Source organism: Luteimonas rhizosphaericola (genome assembly GCF_029888045.1).
Taxonomy (GTDB): domain Bacteria; phylum Pseudomonadota; class Gammaproteobacteria; order Xanthomonadales; family Xanthomonadaceae; genus Luteimonas; species Luteimonas rhizosphaericola.
Window position 1 is genome coordinate 486,203 of record NZ_JARXRN010000016.1, and the last position, 21,694, is coordinate 507,896.

The 21,694-nt window shown below is 72.9% G+C and carries 20 protein-coding genes; 9 read left to right on the forward strand and 11 right to left on the reverse strand.

Going from position 1 to position 21,694, the window contains the following annotated elements:
- Positions 1–6: 6 nt before the first annotated feature.
- Positions 7–1,335, reverse strand: a complete 1,329-nt coding sequence (locus QFW80_RS03495; RefSeq protein WP_280599794.1) for a dicarboxylate/amino acid:cation symporter — start codon at positions 1,333–1,335, stop codon at positions 7–9.
- A gap of 311 nt (positions 1,336–1,646) precedes the next feature.
- On the opposite strand from QFW80_RS03495, the gene QFW80_RS03500 reads away from it, so the two are divergent.
- The 3 genes from QFW80_RS03500 to QFW80_RS03510 all read left to right on the forward strand — a co-directional run bounded on the left by QFW80_RS03500 (position 1,647) and on the right by QFW80_RS03510 (position 5,460).
- On the forward strand, positions 1,647–3,350 hold the full coding sequence (locus QFW80_RS03500; RefSeq protein WP_280599796.1) for an alkaline phosphatase: 1,704 nt from the start codon (positions 1,647–1,649) through the stop codon (positions 3,348–3,350).
- A gap of 110 nt (positions 3,351–3,460) precedes the next feature.
- Positions 3,461–4,246, forward strand: coding sequence for a 3-hydroxybutyrate dehydrogenase (locus QFW80_RS03505; protein WP_280599797.1), 786 nt, complete (start codon positions 3,461–3,463; stop codon positions 4,244–4,246).
- Between the two features lie 5 nt (positions 4,247–4,251).
- Positions 4,252–5,460, forward strand: a complete 1,209-nt coding sequence (locus QFW80_RS03510; protein WP_280599799.1) for a patatin-like phospholipase family protein — start codon at positions 4,252–4,254, stop codon at positions 5,458–5,460.
- Between the two features lie 18 nt (positions 5,461–5,478).
- On the opposite strand, the gene QFW80_RS03515 is transcribed toward QFW80_RS03510, so the two are convergent.
- Positions 5,479–5,901, reverse strand: coding sequence for a CopD family protein (locus tag QFW80_RS03515; RefSeq protein WP_280599949.1), 423 nt, complete (start codon positions 5,899–5,901; stop codon positions 5,479–5,481).
- A gap of 67 nt (positions 5,902–5,968) precedes the next feature.
- Between QFW80_RS03515 and QFW80_RS03520 the strand changes: the two genes are divergently transcribed.
- A complete protein-coding gene (locus QFW80_RS03520; RefSeq protein ID WP_280599801.1) occupies positions 5,969–6,571 on the forward strand; it encodes a methyltransferase in 603 nt (200 codons plus the stop codon).
- Between the two features lie 191 nt (positions 6,572–6,762).
- On the forward strand, positions 6,763–8,130 hold the full coding sequence (locus QFW80_RS03525; protein WP_280599950.1) for a polyhydroxyalkanoate depolymerase: 1,368 nt from the start codon (positions 6,763–6,765) through the stop codon (positions 8,128–8,130).
- 144 nt (positions 8,131–8,274) lie between these two features.
- On the opposite strand, the gene QFW80_RS03530 is transcribed toward QFW80_RS03525, so the two are convergent.
- Together QFW80_RS03530 and QFW80_RS03535 are read right to left on the reverse strand one after the other, a co-directional pair.
- On the reverse strand, positions 8,275–9,213 hold the full coding sequence (locus QFW80_RS03530; RefSeq protein ID WP_280599803.1) for a sensor domain-containing protein: 939 nt from the start codon (positions 9,211–9,213) through the stop codon (positions 8,275–8,277).
- A complete protein-coding gene (locus QFW80_RS03535) occupies positions 9,210–9,587 on the reverse strand; it encodes a PadR family transcriptional regulator (protein WP_280599804.1) in 378 nt (125 codons plus the stop codon). The genes QFW80_RS03530 and QFW80_RS03535 overlap by 4 nt, the downstream gene beginning before the upstream one ends.
- 118 nt (positions 9,588–9,705) lie before the next feature.
- Between QFW80_RS03535 and QFW80_RS03540 the strand changes: the two genes are divergently transcribed.
- Both QFW80_RS03540 and QFW80_RS03545 read left to right on the forward strand, forming a co-directional pair.
- Positions 9,706–10,641, forward strand: coding sequence for a peptidylprolyl isomerase (locus QFW80_RS03540; protein WP_280599805.1), 936 nt, complete (start codon positions 9,706–9,708; stop codon positions 10,639–10,641).
- A gap of 89 nt (positions 10,642–10,730) precedes the next feature.
- The gene (locus QFW80_RS03545; RefSeq protein ID WP_280599807.1) at positions 10,731–11,024 is read left to right on the forward strand and encodes a hypothetical protein; all 294 of its coding nucleotides are present in this window, start codon (positions 10,731–10,733) and stop codon (positions 11,022–11,024) included.
- 24 nt (positions 11,025–11,048) lie between these two features.
- Here the strand turns inward: QFW80_RS03545 and QFW80_RS03550 are convergent, their stop codons facing one another.
- A complete protein-coding gene (locus QFW80_RS03550) occupies positions 11,049–12,002 on the reverse strand; it encodes an aldo/keto reductase (RefSeq protein WP_280599808.1) in 954 nt (317 codons plus the stop codon).
- Positions 12,003–12,146: 144 nt separating this feature from the next.
- On the opposite strand from QFW80_RS03550, the gene QFW80_RS03555 reads away from it, so the two are divergent.
- Together QFW80_RS03555 and QFW80_RS03560 are read left to right on the forward strand one after the other, a co-directional pair.
- Positions 12,147–12,467, forward strand: coding sequence for a metalloregulator ArsR/SmtB family transcription factor (locus tag QFW80_RS03555; protein WP_280599809.1), 321 nt, complete (start codon positions 12,147–12,149; stop codon positions 12,465–12,467).
- 11 nt (positions 12,468–12,478) lie between these two features.
- The gene (locus QFW80_RS03560) at positions 12,479–13,888 is read left to right on the forward strand and encodes a DUF2867 domain-containing protein (protein WP_280599811.1); all 1,410 of its coding nucleotides are present in this window, start codon (positions 12,479–12,481) and stop codon (positions 13,886–13,888) included.
- A gap of 54 nt (positions 13,889–13,942) precedes the next feature.
- Here QFW80_RS03560 and QFW80_RS03565 read toward each other — a convergent pair whose 3' ends face one another.
- The 6 genes from QFW80_RS03565 to QFW80_RS03590 form a co-directional block, all read right to left on the reverse strand.
- The gene (locus QFW80_RS03565; protein ID WP_280599813.1) at positions 13,943–14,623 is read right to left on the reverse strand and encodes a DUF4349 domain-containing protein; all 681 of its coding nucleotides are present in this window, start codon (positions 14,621–14,623) and stop codon (positions 13,943–13,945) included.
- 176 nt (positions 14,624–14,799) lie between these two features.
- Positions 14,800–15,150, reverse strand: coding sequence for a GFA family protein (locus QFW80_RS03570; protein ID WP_280599815.1), 351 nt, complete (start codon positions 15,148–15,150; stop codon positions 14,800–14,802).
- Between the two features lie 34 nt (positions 15,151–15,184).
- Positions 15,185–17,263 (reverse strand): hypothetical protein, encoded by a 2,079-nt coding sequence (locus QFW80_RS03575; RefSeq protein WP_280599817.1) that lies wholly within the window; start codon positions 17,261–17,263, stop codon positions 15,185–15,187.
- A complete protein-coding gene (locus QFW80_RS03580; RefSeq protein WP_280599818.1) occupies positions 17,260–19,545 on the reverse strand; it encodes a hypothetical protein in 2,286 nt (761 codons plus the stop codon). Before QFW80_RS03580 ends, QFW80_RS03575 begins: the two co-directional genes overlap by 4 nt.
- Complete coding sequence (locus tag QFW80_RS03585) at positions 19,542–20,789, reverse strand: BatA domain-containing protein (RefSeq protein WP_280599819.1); 1,248 nt, start codon at positions 20,787–20,789, stop codon at positions 19,542–19,544. Before QFW80_RS03585 ends, QFW80_RS03580 begins: the two co-directional genes overlap by 4 nt.
- Positions 20,786–21,682 carry a DUF58 domain-containing protein gene (locus QFW80_RS03590; RefSeq protein WP_280599821.1) on the reverse strand — a complete coding sequence of 299 codons (897 nt, stop codon included), beginning with the start codon at positions 21,680–21,682 and terminating at the stop codon, positions 20,786–20,788. The genes QFW80_RS03585 and QFW80_RS03590 overlap by 4 nt, the downstream gene beginning before the upstream one ends.
- Positions 21,683–21,694 lie beyond the last annotated feature (12 nt).

Consider the following 21,694-nt stretch of genomic DNA (forward strand, 5'->3'; position numbering starts at 1 on the left):
CAGCACTCAGGGGCGCGCGGGATCCTCGACGCCGACGTTGCTCGACGCACGCTCGTACACCGCGCGGTCCAGCAGCCCGGTCTGCCGCGCCACCAGCACCGGCACCAGGACCTGGCCGGTGACGTTGGTCATCGTGCGCATCATGTCCAGCACGCGGTCGATCGCGTACAGGATGCCGATCGCCTCCAGCGGCAGGCCCGCCGCGCTCAGCACCACGGTGGCCATGATCACCGCGGTCCCGGGCACGCCGGCGGTGCCGAAGCTGCCCAGCACCGAAGCCAGGGCGATGATGAAGTACTGGCCGGCCGAGAGCTCCAGCCCCATGTACTGGGCGATGAACACCGCCGCCAGCGCCGGATAGATCGCGCCACAGCCGTCCATCTTGATGCTCGCGCCCAGCGGTACGGCGAAGCTGGCGTAGTCGCGGTCGACGCCTAGGTTGTGGGTGGCCGAGGTCAGCGACAGCGGCAGCGCGGCGAAGCTGCTGGAGGCCACGAATCCGATCTGCATCGCCGGCGCCGCGCCGCGGAAGAACTTCAGCGGATTGAGCCCGTGCGCCAGCAGCAGCCCGCCATACACCACCACGATGTGGAAGGCGCAGGCCGCGTACAGCGCCAGCACGAACTTGCCCAGCGGCACCAGCTGCTCGAAGCCGTAGCTGCCCACCAGCGCCGCGATCAGGCCGAATGTCCCGATCGGAGTGGCCTCGAGCACGAAACGCGTGACCTGGATCATCAGCTCGCGCGCCTGGTCGGCCAGGCCGCGCAGGCCGGCGGTCTTCTCGCCCAGCCGCACCAGCGCGAATCCCGCCAGGCCGGCGAAGAAGATCACCTGCAGGATGGTGAAGTTGCTCGGTACGATCACGTTCTGGCCGTCGTCCGTGCGCCCCGCGCCCAGCGCGGCCAGGGCCCGGAACGGATTTTCCGGCACGATGTTGAGCAGCACGTCGAGCGGCCCGGGCACCTCGCGCTGGCGGTAGTTCTCCGCCACCTGCAGGCTGGCCATGTCGACCCCGGCGCCGGGCCGGAACAGCCAGCCGAAGGCCAGGCCGACCGTCACCGCGAGCACCGCGGTGATCGCGAACCACAGCAGGGTGCGACCGCCGAGCGCGGCGATCGAGCGCTGTCCCGACAGCGCCCCGACCGCGCTCACCACCGCGAAGAACACCAGCGGGATCGCGATCATCTTGATCAGGTTGACGTAGACCGTGCCCAGCGGACCGAACCAGGTCTGCGCGGCCGGGCCCATCAGCCAGCCCGCCAGCACGCCGAGCACGAACCCGGCGGCGACGCGCTGCCAGAACGGGATCTTCAGCCAGGTGCGGACCAGGGACATGCGGCTCGCGGAACATTTGCCTGCAGGCGGACGCGCCACCTTAGCCGACGCGGCGCGCGATGGCGACGTGGCCCCTGGAACAGGCGGGTGTCATCGACAGGACACCGTGGGCATGCATGCTGCGCGCCGCCCGGGGCGAAGGCGCAGGCGGGACCGGATGGACCGCCCCGATGGCGGACAATGCGCCAACGCCTGCGCGTCGCCGCGCGTGAACCGGCCACGCAGCGCCGCCCGCCCGGGTCGGCCGCGAGGCCTCCACACCTCGCGTCGCGCCTGTGCGGGCACACACCTTCGCTTCCACCGGATACCCGATGCCTCGCCCCGACCGTACCGCTCTCCCGCCCCGTCCGCTGCCGATCCTCGCCACCCTGCTCACCAGCCTGCTCGCCGCCTGCGCGGGTACGCCGCAGCCTGCGGACCAGCGCGTCGTCGCGGTGGACGTTCCGCCCATCAGCCACCCCGACGGCGAGACCCCGCAGTGGTGGTATCGCAGCGGCGCCGCGCGCGCCGCCGCCAACGGTGCGATGGCCGGGCGGGCGAAGAACGTCATCATCTTCCTCGGCGACGGCATGAGCCTGACCACGGTCGCCGCCGCGCGCATCCACGACGCGCAGCGGCAGGGGCGGCCGGGCGAGGAGCACCTGCTCTCCTGGGAGCACTTCCCGCACACCGCGTTCGCCAAGACCTACAACACCGACTCGCAGACGCCCGACTCGGCCGGCACCATGACCGCGATCGCCACCGGGGTGAAATCGCACATGGGCGCGATCGGCGTCTCGGCGGGCCGGCGCGACGACTGCGCCGGCAGCCGCGGCCGCGCGCTGCTGTCGTCGCTGCGCCTGGCCGGCGATGCGGGCATGGCGACCGGCATCGTCACCACCACCCGGCTCACCCACGCCACGCCCGCGTCCACCTACGCCCATGTGCCCGACCGCAACTGGGAATCCGACGCCAACCTGCCGGACGCCGCGCGCGCCGAGGGCTGTCGCGACATCGCCGCGCAGCTGCTGGACTTCGCGCCGGGCCGGGGGCCGTCGGTGCTGCTCGGCGGCGGCCGCGCGCAGTTCCTGCCGACGACCGTGCGCGATCCGGAATACGCCGACAAGGCCGGCGTCCGCCTGGACGGCCGCAACCTGGTCGACGAGTGGCGGCAGCGCACGCCTGGCGGCGCGTTCGTCTGGAACAGCGCGCAGCTGCAGGCCGCCACCGACGCGCCGGCGGTGCTGGGCCTGTTCGAGGCCGACCATATGCGCTTCGAGCACGATCGCCCGGCCGACGTCGCCGGTGAGCCGGATCTGGCGGCGATGACCCGGTTCGCGATCCGTCGGCTCGCGCGCGACGAGGAGGGCTACGTCCTGCTCGTGGAAGCCGGCCGCATCGACCACGCCCACCACGAGGGCAACGCCTTCCGCGCGCTCGAGGACACCGTCGCGCTGTCGCGGGCGGTGCAGGCCGCGGTGGAGTCGACCTCGGAAGACGACACCCTGATCGTGGTCACCGCCGACCATTCGCACACGCTGGGCTTCGTCGGCTATCCGCGCCGCGGCAATCCGATCCTCGGCAAGGTGCGCGGCCCCGCGACCGAGGACGACGATCCCGACGCCTATGCGCGGGACCTGCTCGGCCTGCCGTTCACCACCCTGGTCTATGCCAACGGTCCCGGCTACGCGGGCGCCAGTGCGCGCCAGCCGGCCGGCCCCAAGCGCCATCACCACGTCCCCGGCACGTTCGAGCCCGCGCACGGTCGCCCCGACCTCGCGCAGGTGGACACCACCGACCCGGACTTCATGCAGGAGGCGCTGGTGCCGCTGGGCTCGGAATCCCACGGCGGCGACGACGTCGGCATCTGGGCACGCGGACCGGGCAGCGCAGCCCTCCGCGGCACGCTCGAGCAGCACGTGATCCACCACGTCATCGTCCAGGCCACGCCGCGGCTGCGCGCGCGGCTGTGCGCGGCCGGCACCTGCGACGGCAACGGCGTGCCGGTGGAACTGCCCGATCCCGCGGCGTTCTGACGCGGCCCGCGCACCTGCCCGCGGCGGGTGGATGCGCGGTCTCGCGGCCACCACGCGGCCGGAAGTTCCGGACTATCCTGATACGCCCCCTCCCCAAGGCATCCGTTCCCATGAACCGACTCGACGGCAAGGTCTGCCTCGTCACCGGCGCGGCCAGCGGCATCGGCAAGCGCATCGCCGAGGTCTACGCACAGGCCGGCGGCCGCGTGGTCATCGCCGACCTCAAGCTCGACGCCGCCGAGGCGGCCGCCAGCGCCATCCGCGACGCCGGTGGCGAGGCGATGGCGGTGGCGATGGACGTCACCGACGAGGCCCAGGTGGTCGAGGGCGTGGCCGCGGCGGTGGCGCGGTACGGGCGGGTCGACGTGCTGGTGTCGAACGCCGGGATCCAGATCGTCAACAAGCTCACCGACTTCAGCCTCGCCGACTGGAAGAAGATGCTCGCCATCCACCTGGACGGCGCGTTCCTGACCACGCGCGAATGCCTGCGCGACATGGAACGCCGCGGCGAGGGCGGCGCGATCGTCTACATGGGCTCGGTGCACTCGCACACCGCGTCGAAGCTGAAGGCGCCCTACGTGACCGCCAAGCATGGCCTGCTGGGCCTCGCGCGCACGGTGGCCAAGGAAGCGGCCGCCTACGGCGTGCGCGCCAACGTGATCTGCCCGGGCTTCGTGCGCACGCCGCTGGTCGACAAGCAGATTCCGGAGCAGGCGCAGGAGCTCGGCATCAGCGAGGAGGCGGTGGTGCGCGACGTGATGCTCAAGGACACGGTCGACGGCGAGTTCACCACCGTCGACGACGTCGCCAACGTCGCGCTGACGCTGGCGGCGTTCGAGACCAATGCGCTGACCGGACAGAGCATCGTCGTCAGCCACGGCTGGTTCATGCAGTAGCCGTCGTGGACGAGGCGACCGAAGCGCCGCTCGACCCCGCGATCGCCCGCGACATCGCGCGCTATCCGACCATCGCGCTGGTGCTGCAGGGCGGCGGCGCGCTGGGTGGCTACCAGTGCGGGGTGTACGAACGCCTGCACGCCGCGGGCATCGCGCCGACCTGGATCGCGGGCATCTCGATCGGCGCGATCAACGCCGCGATCATCGCCGGCAGCGCGCCGGACGAGCGCGTGCAGCGGCTGCGCGGCTTCTGGGACGTGGTCTCCGAACCGGCCGGACCGCTGGCGCTGCCGGCGCTCGGCGTGCGCGCGGCGCTGGCGGCGATGCCCGAGGACCATGGCCTGCTGTCGTGGGCGCGCAACCTGAGCGCGATGGGCGCGCTGGCGCACGGGCAGCGCGGCTTCTTCCGCGCGCGCACGCTGTCGCCGTTCCTGTTCAGCGACGGCAGCGACGCGGCCACCAGCTTCTACGACACCGGGCCGCTGCGCGAGACCCTGCTGCGCTTCGTCGACTTCGCGCGCATCAACCGCGACCGGCGCGTGCGCCTCACCGTCGGCGCCACCCACGTCACCCGCGGCAACTTCCGCTACTTCGACAGCGCGCTCGAACCGGTGCGGGTGGAGCACATCCTCGCGTCCGGGGCCCTGCCGCCGGCGTTTCCCGCGGTGGAGATCGACGGCGAGCCGTACTGGGACGGCGGCGTGGTCTCCAACACGCCGCTGGAGTACATCCTCGGCTGCCGCCCGCACGAGGACACCCTGGCCTTCCAGGTCGACCTGTGGAGCGCGCGCGGTTCCCGGCCGAAGACGATGCTCGACGTGCTCGAGCGGGTGAAGGACATCCGCTATTCCAGCCGCACCCGTCACGGCACCCAGATGGTGGAGATGGCGCAGCGGCTGCGCACCTCGCTGCGCGAACTGATCGACCACCTGCCCGGCCGCGCCCTGCCGCCGCACCTGGAGGACGCGCTCTCGCCCTGGCTGGACGACCGCGTGTTCAACATCATCCACCTGATCTACCAGGCCAAGCCGCACGAGCAGGAAAGCAAGGACTACGCCTTCGGCACGATCCCGCTGCGCGAGCACTGGGACAGCGGCCTGCGCGACATGGCGCTCACCCTGCAGCGGCCGGACTACTTCGCGCTGCCCGACCGCGCGACGGGCGTGGCCACCCACGACGTGCACCGCGACACGCGATCGCGCGCGTCCGGCTGAACGGCGCGCGCGCCGCGCTCAGAACGGCTTGGCCAGCACCAGCCAGATCACCACCAGCAGCCCGAACACCGGCACCTCGTTGAACCAGCGCAGCGCGCGCGTCGACGGCAGCGGTCCGCCCTGCGCGTGGCGCCTGAGCCAGCGCCCGCCCACGATGTAGTGCGCCAGCAGCAGCGCCACCAGCGCCAGCTTGGCGTGCAGCCAGCCGCCGCTGACGCCGAAGTGCAGCCACAGCGCCAGGCCCGCGACCACGGCGAAGCCGAACATCACGTGCCCGAAGCGGTACAGCCGCCGGCCCATCAGCCACAGCCGTTCCTGCACCGCGCGCTCCGGCCCGGCCTCGACCAGGTTGATCAGGATCCGCGGCAGGTAGAACGCGGCCGCCACCCAGGCCATCACGAACAGCAGGTGGGCGGACTTGGTCCACAGGTAGGCGTGCATGCGGCTCTCCTGCGCGGCGCAGGCCGGCATCGGGCTATTGTAGCGGCCCCTCCACGACCGATCGCCGATGGCCAAGCGCTACGACCGCCACTACTTCGACACCTGGTACCGCGGTGGCGGCATCGGCGGCACGCAGCGGCTGGCGCGCAAGGTGGCGCTGGCCGTGGCCACCGCCGAATACCACCTAGAGCGTCCGCTGCGCAGCGTGCTCGACATCGGCTGCGGCGAGGGCGCCTGGCGCGCGCCGCTGCTGCGGCTGCGGCCACGCCTGCGCTACCTGGGGTTCGACGCCAGCGAGTACGCGGTCGCGCGCTTCGGCGCGCGCCGCAACCTGCACCTGGCCCGGTTCGCCGACTTCGCGACGCTGCGGCCCTGCCCGCCCGTCGACCTGCTGGTGTGCAGCGACGTGATGCACTACCTGCCGCTGAAGGAACTCGACCGCGGCCTGCCCGGGCTGGGCGAGCTGTGCGGCGGGGTGGCGTTCCTGGAGTGCTTCACCCGCGAGGACCACACGGTGGGCGACGACGTCGACTTCCAGCCGCGGCCGGCGCGCTTCTACCGGCGCCGCTTCGAGGCCCTGGGCCTGCGCCAGCTCGGCTCGCACTGCTGGCTCTCGCCGACGCTGGCGGGGGACGTCGCCGCGCTGGAGCTCGCCGACCGGGGCCGCTGAGCCGCGCCGGACCGGGCTGGCGTCCGTCCGCGCCGCCCCGCCCGCTGCAGCCCCGCGCGGCGCGGCCGTTACCGGGGACTGGAGGAGTTTCCGGGTGCCTCGCGGCAACCCGCGGGCCCCTCCGCAACCTTGACTCGCCCTTCCGACCGATGCGCTATGCTGCGTTGCAGCAGCCGCCAACCGTGACGCCGATGCTCCTGTACCAGTTCCACGAACTCGCCCGCTCCTGGATGGCGCCGCTCACCTACTGGGCCGACGCCAACGCCCGCGCGTTTTCCGCGCCCGGCAGCTGGTTGTCCTCGACGCCCGGCGCCGAGCGCATCGCCGCGGCCAACGAGCTGCTGTATCGCGTGGGCAAGGACTACGAGAAGCCCGCCTTCGACATCCACTCGATCGAGTGGGAAGGCGAGGTGTACCCGGTGGTCGAGAAGACCGTGCTGGCCACGCCGTTCTGCAACCTGGTGCGCTTCAAGCGCTACACCGACGATGCCGGCACCATCTCCGAGATGCGCGGCCAGCCGTCGGTGCTGATCGTGGCGCCGCTGTCGGGCCACCACGCCACCCTGCTGCGCGACACGGTGCGCACGATGCTGCGCGACCACAAGGTGTACATCACCGACTGGATAGACGCGCGCATGGTGCCGCGCTCGGCCGGCACGTTCACCCTCGACGACTACGTGCACACCATCGAGGACTTCATCCGCCACATCGGCGCCAGCGAGCTGCACGTGATGAGCGTGTGCCAGCCGACCGTGCCGGTGCTGGCGGCGGTGTCGCTGATGGCCGCGCGTGGCGAGGCCGTGCCGCGCTCGCTGGTGATGATGGGCGGACCGATCGACACGCGCGAATCGCCGACCTCGGTCAACAACCTCGCCACCCAGAAGCCGCTGTGGTGGTTCGAGCACAACGTCATCCACCCGGTGCCGCAGAACTATCCCGGCGCAGGGCGTCGCGTGTACCCCGGCTTCCTGCAGCACACCGGCTTCGTCGCCATGAATCCCGAGCGGCATTTCATGTCGCACTGGGACTTCTACCAGAACCTGCTCAAGGGCGACCTCGACGACGCCGAGTCGCACCGCCGGTTCTACGACGAGTACAACGCCGTGCTCGACATGCCGGCCGAGTACTACCTGGACACCATCCGCGTGGTGTTCCAGGAGCATCTGCTGCCGCGCGGGCTGTGGGACGTGGGCGACGAGCGGGTGACGCCGTCGGCCATCCGCGGCACCGCCCTGCTGACCATCGAGGGCGAGCTGGACGACATCTCCGGCCTCGGCCAGACCCGCGCCGCGCATGCGCTGTGCACGGGCATCGATGCCGACCGCCACCACCACCTGACGGTCAAGGGCGCCGGCCACTACGGCATCTTCAGCGGCCGCCGCTGGCGCGAGCAGGTCTACCCGAAGGTGCGCGACTTCATCGCCGCCAACGTCGCCGACGGACGCCCGGCTGCGGCGGCGCGCAAGCGTGCGGCCGCAGCCGTGAAGACGCCGGCCCCGAAGCGGGCCGCGCCCCGTCGCGCGGCGAAGCCCACCGCACGGCGCCAGCCGCGCCGCTGAGGCGGGCGCGGGCCGGCGCCGCGGCGCCCGCAATCCCTGCGACAACCGGCTGCCGCTCCCGTTGCCAAGCCGCCGTATCCAACGGCGCACGTCCCCGGTCCCGGCACCACGGATCCGGGCGCGGCCCCACGCGGGCAGTCCGCACTAGGGCGACGGCGCGCTCTTGACCAGCAGGTGCTTGGCCAGCTGCCCGTGCAGGTGGCCGATGCCGCGCGCCAGGTGCAGCGTCAGGAACAGCAGCAGCAGGCCGAGCACCAGCACCACGGGCAGCAGCCACAGCGACAGCGAGGTCAGCAGGATGCCGTCGTGCACGGTGAGGATCTGCCAGCCGTCGATGTCCATCGCCACCTGGGCCGCGCCGAACCAGACCAGGAACGGGGTCGCCACCAGGGCGAGCGAGACGCTGAGCAGCGTCACCACCACGGTGAAGTAGGCCGTGCCCAGCGGCAGCATCAGCAGCATGTACAGCATGGTCGACCAGGTGCGCGCATCGGTGAACATGTCGCCGATGCGCTGCCAGATGCTGCGGCCGCGCGCGGTGTAGAGCGGGCGGCGCGGCATGCGCTCACCCAGCATCACCTCCACGATCCGCCCTTCCACCAGCGACAGCACCCGCACCGATCCGAAGAACAGGATCAGCAGCGGGATGCCGATGATCGTGATCGACAGCCCGAGCGAGAGCGAGAAGCCCGTCACCACCCAGGTGAAATAGAACACGCCCGTCGCCAGCGACAGCAGCATGTACAGCAGGCAGGCGTAGGCGCGTGGGTCGGCGAACACACCGAAGAAGCGCCCCAGTGCGGAACGGCGCGACGGCGGCGGCGGCGCGCGCAGCGCGGTCTGCACCTTGACCTCGGTGTCGCGGTAGATGTCGGCCACCTCGTCCGGCGCGCCGTAGCTCGACGCCACCGCGGCGATCACCTCCGCCTCGCTGCGGCCCGGGTTCTCGGCCAGTTCCGAGCGCAGGTACTCCTCGGCGTCGTAGAGCGCGTCCTGCACCAGCGCCGGGTCGGCGCCGGCCAGGGACCGGCGCAGCTGTTCGAGGTATTCGGGAATGGTGGTGGGCAGGGCGTGGATGTTCATGCGCGGGTCCCCTCCAGGACGGCGTCGACGGAGTCACGGGTGGCGCGCCAGGCGGCGGCCCAGTCGCGCAGGGCGGCATGCCCGGCGCCGGTGATGCGGTAGTAGCGGCGCGGCGGGCCGGCATCGGACGGTTCGACGAAACTGTCCAGCAGCCCGGCCGACTCCAGGTTCCGCAGCACCGGGTACAGCGCGCTCTGCTTGCCGCTCAGCACGCCCTGGCCCACCTGTTCGAGCCGCTTGGCGATCTGGTAGCCGTACATCGGCTCGCCGGACGCCGCCAGCACGGCCAGCAGCGCCAGCGCCACCGTGCCGGCGCTGAGCTCCTTCTGGAACTTGCGCAGCTGCGGATCGCCGGGTGCCTCGCCTTCGACCATGTCGGATCTCCCGTATGGACCGGATACTAGTGCGGAGTTCTCTATAGTGGATGTGCCATTAGTCGCGGATGGCCGCAACGGGCCACAATCGGGGCCCGCTCCCGCACCGGACCGCCGCATGACCCGATCGAGCCTGCTGACCGCCGCCCTGGTGGCGACCCTCCTCGCCCCTGCCGTGGCCGCCGACGCGCCGGGCGCCGCCGCTGGCGCGCGCACCACGCAGGAAGTGCTGGAGGCGTCCACGCCCGCCGACTGGCGCACCCCCGATCCGGCCGACACGCTGTACCTCGATCTGGAGGCGGGCCGGGTGGTGATCGAACTGGCGCCCGCCTTCGCGCCGGCGCACGTTGGGAACATCCGCACCCTGGCGCGCGAAGGATTCTGGAACGGCACCAGCCTCTACCGCTCGCACGACAACTTCGTGGTCCAGTTCGGCGATGCCGACGCCGACGACGCGGCGAAGGCGAAATCGCTCGGGACGGCGAAGACCACCCTGCCCGCGGAGTTCGATCGCGACGCGCGCGGGCTGGCCTTCCATCCCCTGCCCGATCGCGATGGCTGGGCGCCCGAAGTCGGTTTCGCCGACGGCTTTCCCGCCGCGCGCGACGGCGCCGATGGCCGGGCCTGGATGGCGCACTGCTACGGCGCGCTCGGCGCCGGCCGCGGCAACGAGGCCGACAGCAGCAACGGCGCCGAGCTGTACGTGGTCACCGGGCAATCCCCGCGCCAGCTGGACCGCAACATGAGCGTGGTGGGGCGCGTGATCCGCGGCATGGAACTGCTCAGCGTACTGCCGCGCGGGCCCGCGCCGCTCGGCGTGTACGAGGACGCCGCGCAGCGCACGCCGATCCGCGCGATCACCCTGGCGGCCGACCTGCCCGAAGCCGAGCGCGAGCGCATCGAGGTGCTGCGCACCGACACGCCGACGTTCGACGCCTACGTCGAATCGCGCCGAAACCGCCGCGATGCGTTCTACAAGCGCCCCGCCGGCCATGTCGACCTGTGCAACATCGCGATCCCGGAACGCACGCCGGAGGCCCGCGACGGCGGCTGACCGGTGAACGCAAATCCAGCGCCGTCCTCACGCAGCGTTTGCCGGACGCGACCTAGGCTGCCGCTGCCCCCACTGCAGTCGAGACTCCGATGGCCCTGCTCCGCCTCCGCATCTCCGGCGACGACGACCATGTCCGCGCGATCATGAACCTGCTCCAGAGCCTGGACGGGATCGAACACGTCGAGGAGATCGACGACCTGATGCCGCACATGGACGACGCCGACTCCAGCTCGGCCGGCCTGCACGACGTGCGCGGCGCCAATACGCACGAGGTCGAGGTGGAGGTGCCCAACCCGTCGACTGCGCGCAAGGTGCGCGAAGCGGTCGAGGCGCTGGCCTTCGACCTCGACGCGCTGGTCGAGATCGAGGAAGACGAAGCCTGACCGGACGCGTTCGCCCGCGCGCGGTCAGTCCGCCGCGGGCAGCGCGTCGATGAACTCCGCCATGCGCCGGCGCTGGTCCGCATCCGGCAGCCGGCCGCGCCCGCCGCCGAGGTTGTCGGCCATGTTGCGCGCCTTGCTGGTGGCGGGCGTCACGCACGTCACCGCCGGATGCGCGGCGACGTACTTGATCATGAACTGCGCCCACGAGGCGGCGTCGAATTCCGCCGCCCAGTCCGGCAGCGGCCGGTCGCCGATCCGGCTCCACAGCCGCGTGCGGCCGAACGGCACGTACACCAGCACGCCGATCCTGCGCTCCTGCGCGAGCGGCAGGATGGTCTCCTCGACGTCGCGGTTGTCGACCGCGTAGTCGACGCCGATGAAATCGATCTCCTCGTTGCGCATCACCTCGATCAGGCGCGGATACGCCGGCTTGCTGGTCGAGGTGACGCCCACGTAGCGGATGCGGCCATCGGCCTTGTACTGCTGCAGCAGCGGCAGCTGGGTCCCGATGTCGGCCAGGTTGTGCACCTGCACCAGGTCCAGGCGCTCCTTGCCCAGGCGCCGGAACGAGGTCTCGAGCTGCTCGCGCGCGGCCGCCGGATCGGCCTTTTCGCCGCCGCGCGGCACGGCATTGAGCTTGGTGGCCCAGAACACGCGCCCGGTGAGGCCCAGTTCGCGCGCGATGGTGCCCGCGACCTCCTCCGATGCGCCGTAGGCCGGCGCGGTATCGAACACGCTGCCGCCGCCGGCGACCAGCGCCTGCAGCACGTCGCGCAGCGCGGACACGTCCTCGCTGCGCGCGACCTGGGCGAAGGTCGCCGAACTGCCGAGCCCCACCAGCGGCAGGGCCTCGCCGCTGGACGGGATCGCGCGCGTGAGCAGCGGCGATGCGTCCGCGGCGAACGCGCGACCGTGAGGGAACGCTGCGGCAACCGCGGCGGCAAGCGAGAACTTCAGGCAGTCGCGTCGGGTGGTCATGCGGGGCTCCGCAGAAGTCGAGGGGCCGCCAGAGTGTGGTCAATAACCGGCGCCACTTCAAACTGGCGTTCCCGCAGTCCGGGGCGCTTGACACGCCGCGTCAGACATCATAACTTAACTAATAAGTTAATTCTCTAATTCATTATGTCCCTCGACAAGGTGTTCGAAGCCCTGGCATCGCGCCCCCGCCGCGAGATCCTGGCCTACCTGTCCGCGCAGGAGCTCACCGCGGGCGAGATCGCCGGGCGCTTCGCCATGAGCGCGCCCGCGATCTCGCGCCATCTGTCGGTGCTCGAGGGCGCAGGATTGGTCGTCAGCGAACGCCGCGGCCAATTCGTGCACTACCGGCTCAGGCCCGACAACTTGATGAACTCCCTCACCGGCTTCGCGCTGGAGATCTGTCCCACGGGCGGGCCGCTCAAGCGCGAGTCACGCACGTTGGCGAAGGCACGCACCCCACGCTGAAAGGATCTTCCATGCATGCCCTGGTCCACCCGGCGCGCGGCTTTCCGATGGTCCGTCTCCCCTCGTCCGACGGCGGTCGGCCCGTCGAAGTGTGCCTGGTCGCACAGCTGTCTCCGGGCAGCGGCGACCACCTGTTCGCGCGTGCCAGCGGCTGCCAGCAACACCACGAAACGTTCGTCGATGCGCTCGACGAGCCATCGGCGAAGCTGTTCGGCGTCGACTTCGATCGTGGCGAGCGGACCGCGGTCTACTCGTTTGCAGTCGACGCCCCCGGACATCCCTTTCATCGCCACGCAGGGCACCGCGTGTTCACGGCCATCAGCGGGAGCGGCGGCGCGCAATTGCGGTTCTGCACGATCGACGACGACATCCTGGAGCGCGATCCGCACGCGTTTCTCGATTCACTGCAAGTGGTCGACGTGCCGCCGGACAGCCTGTTCACCGTGCGCTTCGCAGGCGGTACCTGGCACCAGTTTGCCCCCCGCAGCGCCGGCAGTCCGCATCCCGTGTTCTTCGCCCTGTCGTGCCACACCGACGAACTCGGCGGGATCCGGGATCCCGCGCTCGCCGGGATCGTGCAACGGGATGGCGCGGACATCCCCACGCTGACGCAGTTGCTGCCACCTGCGGTGCAGCAGTTGCTGGCCGCGCAGCCGTTCCATCACCTGCGGGTGTCTACCACCACGTTGTCGATGCACGCAGCTCCGGACACGCTCGCCCTTCGCGCCTGTGCGCACATCCGGGAGCGCATGGGGTTGGCGAGGCGCTGGCTCGCGGGGCCCGCGGCACCTGAAGGCTTCATCGGTCGCCGCTACCGGCACGCCGCCCTCGAAAGGGGCATCGTTCCCCCGGGATCGCTGCTGTCCGAGCAGTTCCGCGACGGATTCGATCATGAAGACCTCTTCGCGCTGGAGATCCGTGACCACTTGCCTTCGACGCCAGCACGGGCGATGCTCGAGGATGTCCTCGAGGGATTCCTGTCCAACCGGCCGGTCGGCGTGTCGCTCCTGATGCGGGTACGCAACCTGCTGGTGAAACCATTGCGCCTGCGCACGTCCCCGCTGGGGTGCCCCGTATCGTCGCTGCTGTCGAGCGATCGCGACCGGCTCTTCGCCGGACGCTATCCGGTGCTGGGCGAGCGGCACTCGACGGACGGTCGCCGGATCGAAGTGCTGCTCGGCGCGGACGACCACCACCTCGCGTTCCGGTCGAGCGTCGCTGTCGAGCAGACGGATCGCGGGCTGCTGGTCACCCTGGGCACTCGAGTCCGCTGCCGGAATGGCTTCGGACGCGTCTACATGTCGCTCATCGAGCGTGCGCACCGCCGATACATCGCGCCCACGATGCTCGAGATGGCGGTCGCGTTCGCCCTGCGCAGTCGCGAGGCGCTTTCCCCGCACCGTGCCGTCGCCAACGCGTGAGGCGAACCGGGGGCAGCGCGACGCACGCCGCCGCACGCTCCCTTCCAGAGGTCGTCAACCCGTGCGGCGCCGGCGCCTGCGCCGCAGGACCGCGACCACGATCGCCACCAGCGCCAGCACGGGCAGCAGGAACGCGAGCGCGCGGATGGTCCAGGCCACGCCCTGCGACAGGGTTTCGCCCGAGTCGCGCAGGGCGATCAGGATCTCGCTGCGGCTCGCCTGCGCGTCGGTCGGCCGAAACTCCAACGTCAGCAGCTGGGTGTCGATGCGGCGGCGATGCCCGGCAGCCGCCTGTTCCGCCGCTTCCAGCGCGGCCTCGGTCTCTGCCAGCTGCTTGGACAGCGCGATCATGTCCGCGACGGAGAGGTCGCGGCGCGACTGGAACTCCAGCAGCCGCTCGCGCTCCTTGCGCAGGCGTTGCTGCGCCAGGGCCGTGTCGCGGACCACCACGGCGAGGTCTTCCGCACGCGTGCCCCGGCTGCCGAGCTGCGCCGATTCGCTGGCCAGCGCGATCATCGGTTCCACGCCCGCCGGAACGATGCGCACGCCGAGCGTGGCCGATGGCCAATCCCCGCCCTGCTGGCGCACGGTCAGCACCACGCACTCGCCGAACGTACCGTGGATGCAGGCCTGCTGCGCCTCGCGCAAACGCGGCTGGATGCGTTCGGCGGGCAGCGTCACGGTGGCATCGTGCTCGTAGGCGAGGAACGAGGCCTCGCCCTGCGTCGCGACCACGGCGCCCGTATCCGCTGCGGGCGGCGGCGCTGCTGCGCCGTAGGCGACAGCCTCCTCCGATCCGGGGCGGCTGCAGGCCGCAAGCAGCATCGCAACCGCAAGCGCGGTCCCGATCCGCGTTCCCGCACCCGCACGCGGGGAGGCCAGACGCGAACGCTCGTGCAAGCGATCCATGCTCAATAGCTTGCGCCGTCGACCTGGGTGATCTTGAGCGTGGCCAGGTCGACATCGGGCAGGCAGCGCACGTTGACCATGGCCATCGCCTCTCCGGTCCCGGCCTTGCCCTCGCTGAAGGGCGCGATGCCGCAGCGGCTGCAGAAGTAGTGGGCGACGGCCTCGCGGTTGAAGCGGTAGGTGGACAGGTCGGCCTCCGGGGTCGCCAGTCGCAGGGCCGAGCGCGGGAACGCGGCCAGCAATCCGCCGCGACGCCGGCACATCGAACAGTTGCAGTCGAAGACCTCGGTGACCTCGCCTTCGACCTCGAACGCGATGCGGCCGCAATGGCAGCTGCCCTGGTGGATCGTCATGCTCCGGCTCCGCGGATGGAGGATGGGGTCGAGTCTAGCCCGCCCGGGCCGACGGATCCCGCTGCGGCACCGCAGCGGCCAGTCCCAGTCGCGAGCGTTCGAACCACCAGGCCAGGCCCGCGAACAGCAGCCAGGCGAGGAACCAGGGCCAAGCCGGGCCGGCCACGGTCGTTCCCGCTGCGGCGGGTGGTCGGCTGCCGGGTGCGGTCGCGTGGGCCGAAGCCAGCTGACCGGTCGCCTCGCGCAGTTCCGCGCGCCGGAGCGCGGGATCGGCGTCGATCGCGGCCACGTGGAAGGCGCGCGTCGCGTCGCCATGCTGCATGCGGTGCCACCCGGGCACGCGCGGCCAGACCCCGGCGCAGCGCTGCGGCCCGGAGGCCGGATCGACGACCGGCCGGAGGCGCGCGCCATCCGGCGCCGTGATCTGCGCCCCTTCGGGCCAGCCGCAGACCACCGTGCGCTCGCCGACGCGGGCGCCGGGCGCGATCCGCGGGGCCGCGTCCGCGCGCGCGCGCGCCAGGGTCGCCACCGCCGGACTCCAGAGATCGGCATAGAGATCGGGACGTCCGTGGAGCGGCAGCAGGTAGCTGTCGGACACCGTCCACACGCCGATGCGGCCGCGGCCTTCCGCGCGCCACCAACCCGCGGGCGCGTCCGACGGCTGGCCGGTCTCCGCGTGCAGCGCCGCCGCGTCGGTGCCCGCGACCTGCCACGAACGCCGGGACAGCGGCGGCACCGGTCCGGCCGCGAGTTCGAGGTCTGGCGCCGCGTCGCGGCTGCCGCTGCCCAGGCGCGCGCGCAGTGCGGTCTCGTCGGACAGCCGCGGTACCGCCACCGGCCACGGGCGCGCGGCCGTTCCGCCGGCGAGACGGAAGCCTGGCGTTTGCAGGCCGCGCAGCGCGGCCGCCGGCAGCGAGTCGTCGGCGCGCAGCAGCAGGCCGAGGCCGCGCCGCGTCGCCGCCAGCACGCGCGTGCGCCCGGCCTCGCCCAGGCCCGACCACGTCCGGGCATCGACCACCATCAGGTCCTGCCCGTCCAGCGCGGCATCCGTCAGGGACGCGCTGCCCAGCTGCACGCCGCCGCCCAGCGCGATGCGCGCCTGCACCTGCGCGCCGGCATCGGTCAGCCAGCGGCGCAGCGCACGCGTGTCGGGATTGGGCGCGCCGGCGAGCAGCAGGACGCGCGGAGGCGCGGGGGCGTCGATCCAGAGATGGACGGCGGCCTCCGGCACATCCCCGCCATCGGTGGAGCGCCCGGGCGGCATCGCTGTGGCGGATTGCGTGGCGCCGGTCGTGCCCTCGCCGTCCGCCGGGACAAGGCCGCCAGTGGGGGCCGGCACGCCAGCGCGCCCGAGGCCGCGCGTATCGGCAACGGCGGCGTCCGCGTCGTCGATGTCGGCGCCGGTGCGATCGGCATCGGCATCGGCAGCGGACCCGCCATCCGCGCCCGGACCGCGCACGCGCACCACGAATCGCGCCGCGCCCGCCTCCAGCGCCACCGCGTGCAGCGCGAAGGCGCCGTCCGCGTCGGGCGACACCGCGTCGACGCGGCGCCCGGACGGATCGATCAGTTCGACGCGCCCGTCGTCCATGCCTTCGACGCGTCCGCTCACCGTGAATCCCGCGCCCCGCTGCACGACCGCGGGCGCGTCGAGCCGCACCACGCCGCGCGGCAGCGGCGGCGGCTCGAAGGCGATCCGCAGGCCGCGCGCGGCGTCGCGGTCGCGGGGCACCAGCCCCGCCCCGACCACGCGCAGCCGGGTGGTGCCCGGATGCCTGCGCAGCGCGGTGGCGAGGTCGGGCACGCGCGCGATGGTGCCGGAGACATGCGCTTCCGGCAGCGCCAGCACGGTGCCTCTGGCAGCGGGCGGCGGCGTCTGCGTCGCGGACGCGCCTTCGGTCAGGATGGTCAACACCGTCGGCGCGACCGCCTCGCGCGGCGGGAGCAGCACCAGGTACAGGGCCCCCGCAAGCAACGGTTGCAACGCGAGCAACACGGCCAGGCGCCACGCACGCGGCGTACCTGGGTCGCGCCGGTGCGCGCGCACCAGCCGCGCCCATGCCAGCACGACGGCGAGCGCGAGCGTGGCGGCGACGATCATGGGCAGGGTCACGGCGCGCCCTCCCCGCGCCCGAGGGCGTCGAGATAGCGGCGTTCGACCGCGCCGTCTCCGGCGCGGCGGCCGATGCCGCCCGCCGGGCGCGGCATGCCGCTCCACAGCAGCGCGCGCAGCCGCGCGCGGCACGACTCGCAGCCCGGATCCTGGCGCGTTTCCTCGATCCGCGCCAGCCACGCCAGCGGGTCGTCGAGGCGGTCGCGGTGCTCGTCCACCCAGGCCTGCAGGGCGTCGAGTGCCGTGGTCGTGGCGTCGGCATCGGCGTGGTCCAGCGCCTGCCACGCGGCCGCGAGCGGCGCGTCGCCTGCGGTGGCCTGCAGTGGCGGCAGCGCGCCGCTGGCGATGCCCTCGCGCTTGCCGCTCATCCGGCGCGACGGGTCGATCGGCGGCAATTGCGAGCCCACGCGCTGCAGGTAGATGCGGTCGGCCTGCTGCACCTGCTTGATCAGGTCCAGGGCGCGGTAGGCATAGGGCAGGGCCTCGGCCGGCACCGCCTGGCGCAGGTGCAGTTCGGACTGCCACATCTCGCGCAGCGCGGCGCGGAGCGTCTCGCGCGTCTGCGGATCGAGCAGGGTCGCGGCCTCGGGAATGTCATGGGTATGGCCGAAGGTTTCGAGCACGTCGCCGGCATCGCCGAAACCGTCGGACGGCGGCGCGCCGGGACCGGCCGCGTGGTCGTGGTCGTGGTCCTGCGCCGGCGCGGAGGGGGTCCCGCCGGCGCCGGCGCGATCGTCCGCACTGCCGTGATCGTGCCCGTCGGCATGCGCCTCGTCGTGGAGATGATCGTCCGCGCCGCCCGCCGCTTCGGCGTCGGCCTGGTCGCTGGTCGGCAGATCGCTGGTGGGGAGGTCGCTGGTGGGGAGGTCGCTGGTGGGAAGCGTGCGCCCGCCTTCGCTCTCCTCGCCCAGGAACTGGCCGTAGCGCAGGCGCAGCAGGCGCTGGTCGACGCCGATCGCATCCGAGCGGCGCTCGAACTCGTCCGCCGCCAGCCGCGGCCGCTCCTGCAGCAGCGCCTCGGCGTCGATGATGATCTGGCGCTGGCTGCGGAAGTACGCCGGCAGCACCTGGCGCGCGAGGCCGTCCAGCCCGTCCGCGCCCAGCACCGGTTCGGGCGGCCAGCGCAGGATCACGCTGGCGCTGCGGGCCAGCTGCGGCTGCGGCGCACGGTTGTCGAACACTTCCAGCCGCGCGACCAGGTCCTCGCCGCGCTGCAGGCCGAAGTCCGTCGGGCGCAGCCGGGCCTCGAACACGCGCATGCGCCGCTCGCCGCGGCCGGCGAGCACGCGCTCGTGGTCGTGGAAGCGGATGTTCTCGCCTGTGCCTTCGGTGCGCGTGATCCGCAACCGCGCCTGCGCGGCGACGCCGTGGTCGTCGCGCACCTCGAAGCGCAGCGTCGCGGGGGCTGCCGCATCATCGATGAGCGTCAGGCTGCGCCCGGGCGCCAGCACGCGCACGCGCGGCGGCTGGTCGGGGATCGCATCGAGGCGATGCAGCGGCGAGCGGTCCGCGCCGGTCACGCCGTGCGGCACCACGCGGTAGAGCATGGGTCCCTGCAGCCGCTCGCTCGCGCGCCACGACTCCCCGTCGCGCTCCAGCGCGAGGCGACGGCCGTCGTGGAACACGAGTTCGACCGCGTCTGGCTGCGGCGCGTAGCGCAGCATCCAGCGCAACGTGCTGCCGACAGGCGCCCGGGCATCGAGCGAAGGCGCGCGCGTGGCCTCCAGCCCGGTGTAGGCCGGCGGCGTCACCTCGAGCATGGCCTCGATGCGCCGCGGTTCGCCGGGAATCGCCGGCACCGCACCTGGTGCGGACCCGGGCGCCTGCGGACGCGCGGTCGGCCACAGCAGCGCGGCGGCCGCGACCGCGCCGCCGAGCAGCCAGCACGCACCGATCGCGCGCGACGACCACGGCGGACGCAGGTCCGGCATCGCCCGCGCGCCAAGCCGTTCGACCACGCGCGCCCGCTGCAGCCGCTGCAGCGGGCGCAGGCGCGCGGCTTCGGCGAACAGCAGGCCGGCGCTGTCGTCGAGGTCGCGGCGCGTGGCGTCCAGCCGCGATACCAGCCAGGCGCGATCGAAGCGGCGTCCGCGCCAGGCGATGGCTGCCGCGGCGGCCAGCACGGCGATCGCCGCGACCACGGCGGCGTCGGCGAGCCCGCGCACGCGCCAGGCCAGCGCACAGGCCGCGAGGCCGAGGGGCAGTGCGAGCGCGAGCGTGTCGAGGGCGACGCGCACGCGCGCGCGCAGCACCGTCCTCCGCAGCGCCGCGACCGTACTCATGCCACCGCCCGCCTGCGGCGCGACGTCGCCAGCCAGCGCTCGACCAGCGCCAGCAGCGCAATGGCGAGGGCCAGCCAGACGTGCAGTTCGCGCGCCGGAGCGGGCGCCGCCACCGCGCCGGTGTCCGGCGCATAGTCCGGCGCCGCCACGCGCGTCGGCGCGGGCGGCGGCTGCAGCAGGTCGCGCAGTTCCGCGGCGAAGTTGGGCTCGACCAGCGCGGGCATCGCCGCCGGCCGCAGCGGACGCACGAACTGCAGCACGCGACCGTTCCCGAGTGCGGAGGCATTCACCAGTGGCCTGCTTTCGGCATCCCGCCAGACCGCGGCCGCCGCGGACGATGCCGGTGCCGTCGCATCTTGCGGAAGCAGCAGCTGGCCGCCCCGCTCCACCCAGCCGAGCACGTCGGCGGGCACCTCCCCCGCGTGCAGCCAGGCGAGCACCTGCGCGTCCGCAGGCACATCGGTATCCGCCTCGACGGAGACGTCCACCGTGCGGCGCCCGCGCGGCGCTCCGTCCGCACCGGCTTGCGCGGTCGGCGGCTCCTGTCCGGCCGCTTCGTCCGCGTCGGCCGTGACGCCCGCCTCGTCCACCTGCCAGGCCAGCGCGGCGGCCCGCAGGAAGCGCACGTCCCCGCGATGCGCCGCATCGTGCCGGATCGCGAGCACAGGTGGCGCGAGCCGTGCCGTCTCGCGGCGGGGCGAGGGAGCCGCCACGATGCGCCAGTCCACCTCGCGCGCAAGGCGCAGCCGCGCCGCGTCGGCACCGTCCAGCGTGTCGGGCACCACGACCGCCAGCGGCGCGGCAGCCGGCAGCGAGGCATCGAACTCGCGCAGCAGGCTGGCGGTGGCGGACGTGTCCACCGGCGCAGGCAGATCCAGGTCCGGGAAGCCGGTCGCCAGCCAGCGCGCGTCCACGTCGTCGCCCGAACGCTCGCGCGCCTCGCGGATCGCCGCCTCGTCCACGCCGGGCACCACGAGCAGGCGTGGACGCGCATCCTCCACCCCCAGCAGCGCCGGCTGCGCCAGCAGCAGCGCGACCAGCGCGACCAGCAGCAGCCGCACCAGCAGCAGCGGCCATTCGTCGAAGCGCACCCGGCGCCGCGGCCGCGGCTGCGCGCGCAGCCAGCGCAGCGCCGCGAACACGGTCGGCCGCTCCTGCTGGCGGCGCGCCAGGTGCACCAGCAGCGGCAGCGCCAGCGCGGCGAGCGCGGCCAGTGCCGCGGGCAACAGCAGGACCAGGTTCATGCGCCTGGCGCCCCCGGCGCATCGGCGAACAGCGCGCGCAGCGGCTGCAGCGGATCTTCGTCGAGCACGTAGCGCGCGTGGCGGATGCCGGCCTCGTCCAGCCGCGCCGCCAGCGCGCGCTGCGCCTGGCCGAAGCGCGCGAGGAATTCGCTGCGCAGCGCACGCGGATCGGCCGGCAGTTCCTCGCCGGTCTCGGGATCGCGGAAGCGGCGGCCGCCCTCGAAATCGAAGTCGCGCTCGCCCACGGTCAGCAGCTGGATCGCGAGCACCTCGCGTCGCGCACCCGCCAGCCGCGTGGCCAGCGATACGCTGGCGGGGTCCAGGAAATCGCCCAGCATCACCACCAGGTCGTCGGCGGCGATGCGTTCCCACACCGGGCGCAGGCGTGGTTCGCCGGGCACGCCGCCCCGCGCCTCAAGCTGCTGCAGGCCGAGCAGCAGGCGCTCGCGCTGGCGCGAGCCGCCTGCCGCGGGCACCAGCGCGAGCGCGTCATCGCGCAGTCCCAGCAGGCCGACGCGGTCGCCCTGGCGCAGCGCGACCTCGGCGATGCACGCGGCCAGCGTGCGCGCCGCGTCCAGCCGCGACCGGTCCGGCCGCGCCTCGTCTGCCTGCGCCATCGAGGCGCTGGCATCGACCAACAGCCACACCGCGAGCGGGCTGTCGCGCTCGGCTTCGCGCACGAAGAAGCGGTCGCTGCGCGCGTACAGTTTCCAGTCGATGCGCCGCGGCTCGTCGCCGGGCTCGTAGCTGCGGTACTGCGCGAACTCCAGCCCGGCGCCACGGTCGCGGCTGCGGTGCTGGCCGCCGCCACGCAGCGGGCTGGTCCGGCGCGAAGCCACGCGCAGCCCGCGCAACTGCGCGCGCAATGCCGGCGTGACCGGATCCGAGGCCATGGTCGCGGCGCC